Genomic DNA, 572 nt, shown 5'->3' with positions numbered 1-572 from the left:
TCCGGCCGCTGCCCGGAGAGCCGGCGGGCGATCTTCAGCCGCTCGATGGTGTGGACCATGTCGAAGGACTCGGCGACCGCGCGGGTCTTGTTCGACTGCAGCGGGCCGATGAAGTGCCACTCCAGCCCCAGTCCGGCGAGGGCGTCGATCTTCTCGTGGGCCTCCTGGAGATAGTTCTCGCCGAAGGCCCGCTGGCCGGCCGCCGCCGCTTCGCGGATGGCCTCCACCGGCTGGGTCTTGCTCACTGCGAGGATGGAGACGCTGCCCGGCTCGCGCCCGCAGCCGATCTCCGCAGCGCGAACGCGTTCACGCAGGTTGTCGAGCCGATCAGCGATGGTGTGCATGTTGCCTGTTATCCAGCCGATCTGTAGCTTTTAGTTCAACTGCCGGATGCTTGACCCGAGACCACGGGAATCGCCAGTCCAAGGGGGATGGATGGACATCGCAGACCTGCTCGCCTTCGGCGTTAAGAATAACGCCTCCGATCTGCACCTCTCCGCGGGCCTGCCGCCAATGATACGTGTTGACGGTGATGTGCGTCGAATCAACCTCCCGCCGATGGAGCACCAGGA

The 572-nt window shown here is 65.0% G+C and carries 1 protein-coding gene and 1 pseudogene; one reads left to right on the top strand and one right to left on the bottom strand.

The window, feature by feature from the left end; all coding sequences use genetic code 11:
* The coding region (locus G7A99_RS24050; protein WP_163144595.1) for a YggS family pyridoxal phosphate-dependent enzyme at window positions 1–344 on the bottom strand (344 nt) is incomplete at its 3' end.
* Window positions 345–435: 91 nt separating this feature from the next.
* Here G7A99_RS24050 and G7A99_RS24045 point away from each other — a divergent pair.
* Window positions 436–572, top strand: a pseudogene (locus G7A99_RS24045) (twitching motility protein PilT); the annotation flags it as partial.

It is taken from the genome of Arhodomonas sp. KWT (genome assembly GCF_010993615.1).
The sequence above is the reverse complement of the archived record's forward strand: the minus strand, read 5'-3'. Positions and strand labels throughout refer to the sequence as shown.